General features: G+C 30.6%; 9 protein-coding genes. 1 reads left to right on the forward strand and 8 read right to left on the reverse strand.

What is annotated here, in order from left to right:
- Positions 1-420: 420 nt before the first annotated feature.
- Complete coding sequence (locus BUB34_RS12470; protein ID WP_073127754.1) at positions 421-849, reverse strand: hypothetical protein; 429 nt, start codon at positions 847-849, stop codon at positions 421-423.
- A gap of 175 nt (positions 850-1,024) precedes the next feature.
- Here BUB34_RS12470 and BUB34_RS12475 point away from each other — a divergent pair, with 175 nt between their 5' ends.
- Complete coding sequence (locus BUB34_RS12475; RefSeq protein ID WP_073127756.1) at positions 1,025-1,492, forward strand: pyridoxamine 5'-phosphate oxidase family protein; 468 nt, start codon at positions 1,025-1,027, stop codon at positions 1,490-1,492.
- A 93-nt stretch (positions 1,493-1,585) separates the two neighbouring features.
- On the opposite strand, the gene BUB34_RS12480 is transcribed toward BUB34_RS12475, so the two are convergent.
- The 7 genes from BUB34_RS12480 to BUB34_RS13450 form a co-directional block, all read right to left on the reverse strand.
- Positions 1,586-2,521, reverse strand: coding sequence for a transketolase family protein (locus BUB34_RS12480; RefSeq protein ID WP_143153394.1), 936 nt, complete (start codon positions 2,519-2,521; stop codon positions 1,586-1,588).
- Complete coding sequence (locus BUB34_RS12485) at positions 2,514-3,341, reverse strand: transketolase (protein WP_073127757.1); 828 nt, start codon at positions 3,339-3,341, stop codon at positions 2,514-2,516. Before BUB34_RS12485 ends, BUB34_RS12480 begins: the two co-directional genes overlap by 8 nt.
- A 364-nt stretch (positions 3,342-3,705) precedes the next feature.
- Positions 3,706-4,098 (reverse strand): type II toxin-antitoxin system PemK/MazF family toxin, encoded by a 393-nt coding sequence (locus BUB34_RS12490; protein WP_278276718.1) that lies wholly within the window; start codon positions 4,096-4,098, stop codon positions 3,706-3,708.
- Positions 4,058-4,342, reverse strand: coding sequence for a ribbon-helix-helix domain-containing protein (locus tag BUB34_RS12495; protein WP_073127759.1), 285 nt, complete (start codon positions 4,340-4,342; stop codon positions 4,058-4,060). The genes BUB34_RS12490 and BUB34_RS12495 overlap by 41 nt, the downstream gene beginning before the upstream one ends.
- 33 nt (positions 4,343-4,375) lie before the next feature.
- A complete protein-coding gene (alr, locus tag BUB34_RS12500; RefSeq protein ID WP_073127762.1) occupies positions 4,376-5,536 on the reverse strand; it encodes an alanine racemase in 1,161 nt (386 codons plus the stop codon).
- Between the two features lie 14 nt (positions 5,537-5,550).
- On the reverse strand, positions 5,551-6,141 hold the full coding sequence (gene gerS / locus BUB34_RS12505; protein ID WP_073127764.1) for a germination lipoprotein GerS: 591 nt from the start codon (positions 6,139-6,141) through the stop codon (positions 5,551-5,553).
- A 127-nt stretch (positions 6,142-6,268) separates the two neighbouring features.
- The coding region (locus BUB34_RS13450) for a hypothetical protein (protein WP_207647852.1) at positions 6,269-6,464 on the reverse strand (196 nt) is incomplete at its 5' end.

A 6,464-nucleotide genomic window follows, 5' to 3' on the forward strand; every position in this document is an offset into this window, starting at 1 on the left:
AAATATGGAATTTAGAAGATTTTTATGTAAAGGCAAAAGTAACATTTTAGCAGAATGTATTTTAATCGCCATGGCTCATAATGTAAATAAATTTCATAATAAAATTAAAAATGGAAAGTGTAGAACATATCTATATTCAACAAAAAATGTTGCCTAATTTTTTGAATATGAAATTTTTAAAAATGGTATCCCGATACCTATATTTTTTATGCAATTTTTAGGGTATAATGGAAAAGTTTAATTTATCCTTTTATAAATTTGATATTTAACATAGAAAAAGGAGCTTCGCTCAGTAATTTAATTATCACTGATGCGACAGCCCCTTCAAGATTAAATCTAATTTATGTAATTCTAGATCAAACAAAATAATATAGCTTAAAATGATAACTCAAAATAATTTTATGTATAATTTAAAAAGTTTTATTTGTCTTCTTTTATGGAATTTAATTCTATCTTATCTGGCAATTCGTCGAGATTAGTTTCTGCCACTATGTAAGGATATGATTTTTCTTTTTCTCTATATTTAATTGTCACCCTCATTACATTTTTATCCTCTTCTTTTAAAGACTCTATTTTTTCTATTTCTATCCCACAATTTTCATCTTTATTTCTTGTTACTATTACATATATCTTATTATCTAGTTTAGCTGCTAAGGCTCTTTCCTCATTTGTATATTTGCCCATCATGTCCAGTATTTTTTCTGGAATTGCATCCCTTTGCATTATTGTGTAATCTACTGGCTTAGAATTTTCCATAAACATATTAGGTATAAATATAAACCCTCCTACTATAAGTGCTAAAGCTATAGCACCGTATATTACCCCTTTAATATTAAATTTTATATTCAAAATTATCCCCCCATATATATAAAACTACAAATAAATCATATACAAATATATATGAAACAAACCCTAGTCTTAGAAGATATTTTTTGCAATAAATTTAAAATTTATTTTTATACTACCTGACACATGATAAAATAAGTATTAATACATAAGTATTAATATCTAAGGGGGATTATTTATGAGAAGAAAAGATAGGGAAATTAAAGATAACTTTGAAATACTAGAAACTGTAAAAAAGTGTAAAGTTTTTAGAATTGCTATGATTGATGGTACACAGCCGTATATAGTTCCATTAAACTTCGGATACTCTTTCGAGAACGATAGTCTAACACTATATTTTCATAGTGCCAAGGAGGGTAGAAAGATTAATATTTTAAAATCAAATAATAATATCTGTTTTGAAATGGACTGCGAACACAGATTAATATCCGATACTTCAGCCTGTAAATATGGATATGCGTTTGAAAGCATAATCGGTGATGGAAAAGTTGAGTTTGTAGAAAATCCAAATGAAAAATGCAAAGCCTTAAGTTTGATAATGAACCATCAAACAGGACAAGATTTCACATTTAATGAAAAACAAGCCCAGAGTGTAGCTATATTGAAAGTTATACCTACTTCATTTGCTTGTAAAAAATCTAAATAAAATAAATCAAAAGGGTCAGCTACAAAAATGTAACTGACCTTCTATTAAAATAATAGTACTATTATTTTATATTTATATTATTTTATATTTATATTATTTTTTGCTTACTGCATCTTTAACAGCATTCACTATTTCTTCAGCTGTTAATCCATACTTTTTAAGTAATTCAGCAGGTGTTCCAGATTCACCAAATGTATCTTTAACTCCTACTTTCTTAACTATAACAGGGCACTCTTCTCCTACAACTTCACTTACTGCAGATCCAAGCCCACCTATTATACTATGTTCTTCAGCTGTAACTATAGCCTTTGTTTCCTCAGCTGCTTTTATTATTAAATCTCTATCTATAGGTTTTATAGTAGACATATTTATAACTCTAGCATTTATTCCTTCTTCTTTTAATGCTTCATGAGCTAATATAGCTTCATTTACCATTATTCCGCATGCTATTATTGTAGCATCATTTCCATCTCTTACAACTGATCCTTTTCCTATTTCAAACTTGTAATTTTCATCAAATAATACAGGAACTGCACTTCTTCCAAGACGAACATATACAGGACCATTGTATTTAGCTACTTCAAATATCATCTTTTCAGTTTCTACACCATCTGCAGGAACTAAAACCGTCATGTTTGGTATAGCTCTCATTATTGCCATATCCTCTACACTCTCATGAGATGCTCCATCTTCACCTACTGTAAGACCTGCATGAGTAGCACAAACCTTAACATTTAATTTAGGGTAACATACAGAGTTTCTTATTACTTCAAAAGCTCTACCTGTAGCAAACATAGCAAAAGTACTTGCAAAAGGAATTTTACCTGCAGTTGATAGACCGCAAGCCGCCCCTATTAAGTTTTGCTCCGCTATTCCCATGTTAAAAAATCTTTCTGGGAACATTTTATAAAAATCATTTGTTTTAGTAGATTTTGATAAATCCGCATCTAAAACAACAACATTATCATTAATTTGTCCTAATTTAACTAATGCCTTTCCATAAGCTTCTCTAGTTGCTATCTTACTCATTATCAACACCTCCTAGTTCTTTTAATGCTATTTCTAGGTCGCTATCACTTGGAGCTGAACCATGCCATCCTGCTTGATCCTCCATGAAAGATACTCCCTTACCTTTTATAGTCTTTGCAACTACCATAGTAGGTTTTTCCACAGTCTCTCTAGCCATATCTAAAGCTGCAAATATTTGATCAAAGTCATGACCATCTATTTCTATAACATTCCATCCGAAAGCCTTAAATTTGTCAACTATTGGCCCTATGTTCATTACCTTTGATACGTCTCCATCTATTTGAAGACCATTATAATCTAAAAATGCAACCATATTATCAAGCTTGTAATGTGCAGCACTCATTGCAGCTTCCCAAACTATACCTTCTTGAACTTCTCCATCTCCAAGTAAAGTATATACTTTCCAAGGTGCATTATCTAATTTAGATGCCATTGCCATTCCGCAAGCAGCTGAAAACCCTTGTCCTAGTGATCCCGTAGACATCTCTACCCCTGGAGTTCCCTTCATGTCAGGATGTCCTTGTAACATTCTTCCGATTTTTCTCAAGCCTTTTAACTCTTCTTTATCGAAGTATCCTTTATTAGCTAAAACCGAGTATAGTACTGGTGCCGCATGCCCTTTTGATAATACAAATCTATCTCTATCCTCCATCTTAGGATTTTCTGGATCTACATTCATCTCATCAAAGTAAAGGGCTGTAAGTATTTCTACAGCTGATAATGATCCTCCTGGATGTCCAGATTTAGCTCCATGTATCATAGACACGATGTCTCTTCTTATGATACGCGTAATCTCATTTAATCCTTTATGGTCTCTCATGTAATTACCTCCCTGGTTTTCAAGTAAAAATTACTACCCGTGTTTATTTTAATACCAATTCCATATTATTATATCACTTTTATTTGACTTTTTGCCTTAAATTTTAAATTAAGCCTATAATTAATCAAAAATATCCACTCTAATATTCGTATTACTAAATTTTGTAAGTGAGTTATCTAAATGTATAGTTATAATACCCTATATAGCCAAATTCACTAATTGTTATATATATAACATTTCCCATTTATTTAGGATATATATAATATTCTTCAAAATTTTTTAAGCTATTTTAATATTAAAATTATCTATCTTTAATATTAAAATAGGTAAAAAAAATTATTGATATTTTAAAATACCAATAATTTTAAACAGTGAATAATCCCAAACTTATTTGTAAGCTATTATTCACCTTTAGCATAACATTTTCATCTAGACACCCTATTTTTTCTCTTATCCTCTTTTTATCTATGGTCCTTATTTGTTCTAAGAGGATAACAGAGTCCTTGTTAAGCCCATACTCATTAGCACTTATCTCTACATGAGTAGGCAATTTTGCTTTGTTGATTTGAGATGTTATAGCTGCTATGATTACAGTAGGACTATACTTGTTTCCTATATCGTTTTGGATTATTAAAACAGGTCTAATCCCACCTTGTTCAGATCCAACAACCGGACTTAAATCAGCATAATACAAATCTCCTCGTTTTATATCCAGGTTAATATTCACCTTGGGCAATCTTCCCTTCGATATTATCATCGGAAGATACTTCGTTTGTCATTCCTAGTTCAGCTAATGACAGGTTGATTTGACCCATTTCTTTATAACCCTTAATCATGCATTCCTTTAAGTCAATCTTCTTTTTTTGGGTTATATAGAGTTGAAAAGCAGCTTTTGCAAAATCTTCTCTGTTGCTATTTTCCATCTGAACTATACTATCAACTTCAGATATAAGGGAATCTGGTAAAGTAAATATTATTTTTTCTTTACTTTTTTTATGCACAAAATCGCCTCCCAGGGGTATATACTATCATTTTTATTTTATCAAATAACTATTTATTTGTAAAATTTCATTTTTTTCCATGTAAACTCGGTCTACTCTTCTTGCTACCATGCATAACACTTCATAATTTATAGTTCCTAAATCTTTGGCGATACTTTCTGCTGTTAAGCCACTATCTCCAAATACTATAACCTCATCGCCAACTTTTATGTCTATGTTCTTATCAATTTTTACCATACATTGATCCATACATATTCTTCCAACTACATCAAATAATTGACCTTTTATTGATACCTTTGGATTTTTTTGGATTCTAGTAAACCCATCAGCATATCCAATAGGGATAGTAGCTATTTTTTCTTTTTTACTAGTTGTATATTTCAATCCGTAACTTATACCTACACCTGGGTCTACATATTTTATGTGTGCAACTTTTGTTTTTAGTCTCATGGCGGGTTTTAGTTTTATTCTTTCTTTTAGAACTTCATCAGAAGGATAATGACCATAAAGTATTATTCCACATCTAACCATATTAAGCCTTAAATCTGAACAATCCATAACAGCCGCACTATTAGATACATGTTTTATTTGGATATCTATCCCTTCTTCTTTAAGCCTATTTGATATAAACTTAAATCTGCTTGCCTGATTGTAAGTAAATTCTTTACTAACCTCATCGGCTGTAGCAAAGTGAGTAAACATTCCTTCCAAGCTAACGAACTCTAACTTAGCTATATTCAATATATCTTTTACTGATTCCTCAGTAGAATCAAACCCTATCCTTCTCATTCCGGTATCTATTTTTATATGAATAAACGCCATCGTGTTTAATTTTCTAGCGACATCATTTATTTCTCTCGCTATTTCCAACGAATAAACTGTCATAGTTATTTTATTCTTTATTGCGTTTTCTATACTATCATTTGAAATATATCCTAAGCATAAAATTGGAAGTGTTATTTTGTTTTGTCTAAGTTCTAAGCCTTCTTCTAACCTAGCGACCGCTAAATAGTCTACATTTTCTTTTTCTAATAATTTTGCAACTTCTACTGCTCCATGACCATATGCATTAGCTTTTACTACTCCACAAACCTTAGTATCTTCATTTAATAAACTTTTTATATTATTTAAATTACTCTTTATATTATCTAGATTTATCTCCGCCCATGTTGGCGATGTTAATTGCTGTGACATTTCTTTAGTCCCCCTTAGTTCTTGTAATCAAAGTCCCTGTAATTAACTATGAATCGAGAAATACCCTTATCATCTACTATCTCCATTTTTTCTGGATTCTTAGCCTTGATATCTACATATAATATCTGTTTACTAAAATACTTATTCTCACCAGGTATATCTGTGCTTAACACTAACTTCCCCTTTGATAATCTAATATCTACTCCCTCATTTTGAAGATAATTTTTTATAAAATCGCCAATAAATAAATACTGATTATTTTTTCCTATGTTTGGTAATTCTACCGTGTCTTTTATAGATTTATCCTTTATTAATATTTTATCATTCCTATACTCCATACTTTTACCCTTTAAATTTTCAGGGTATACTACTTCCAATTTATAATTATCTGGTTTTTTGTAAGTATGAATCAAAGAATACTTGCTAGGTGTCTTGTTCCCTACTACCTCAACATCTGCAATACACCTATAATAATTCATGGTAGAAATTTTATCTTGAAATTCTTTATATACTTCTTCTTTTGTGGACTCTCTTCGTTGACACCCTATTATGATTATGAACATACCTAGAGTTATAATACCCAGCAAAGCCCACTTTTTTTTCACATAACCCCCCCTTGTATAATGTAGTTGTAACATTTGATAGAAAACTTTCTAATAATCTAACGAACATTAACAACTTTTCTTAATTTTTAAATTTGTATAAAATCCTATCGGATCTTAATTCATTTCTTTAATTGTTTTCTATTAAAATTCTCCCTAATGGATGATTCAACTTTGACAAATATAGTATAATCTTTACTGAATAGAGGATAGATGTATCCCCCCTGGGTGATCTTAGAGATCCTATACCCGAAAAATAGCGTATCATTCCATCAGTAATAGTTCTATGTTTAGCTGGTTGAATTTCCCCGAAGGGAATTATTCGT

The organism is Asaccharospora irregularis DSM 2635, assembly GCF_900129815.1.
GTDB classification, from domain to species: Bacteria; Bacillota; Clostridia; order Peptostreptococcales; family Peptostreptococcaceae; genus Asaccharospora; species Asaccharospora irregularis.

Coding starts and splice junctions, on each gene's coding strand:
- BUB34_RS12475 (WP_073127756.1), top strand. CDS start 1,025: ATGAGAAGAAAAGATAGGGAAATTAAAGATAACTTTGAAATACTAGAA.
- BUB34_RS12480 (WP_143153394.1), bottom strand. CDS start 2,521: ATGAGTAAGATAGCAACTAGAGAAGCTTATGGAAAGGCATTAGTTAAA.
- BUB34_RS12485 (WP_073127757.1), bottom strand. CDS start 3,341: ATGAGAGACCATAAAGGATTAAATGAGATTACGCGTATCATAAGAAGA.
- BUB34_RS12490 (WP_278276718.1), bottom strand. CDS start 4,098: ATGATAATATCGAAGGGAAGATTGCCCAAGGTGAATATTAACCTGGAT.
- alr (WP_073127762.1), bottom strand. CDS start 5,536: ATGTCACAGCAATTAACATCGCCAACATGGGCGGAGATAAATCTAGAT.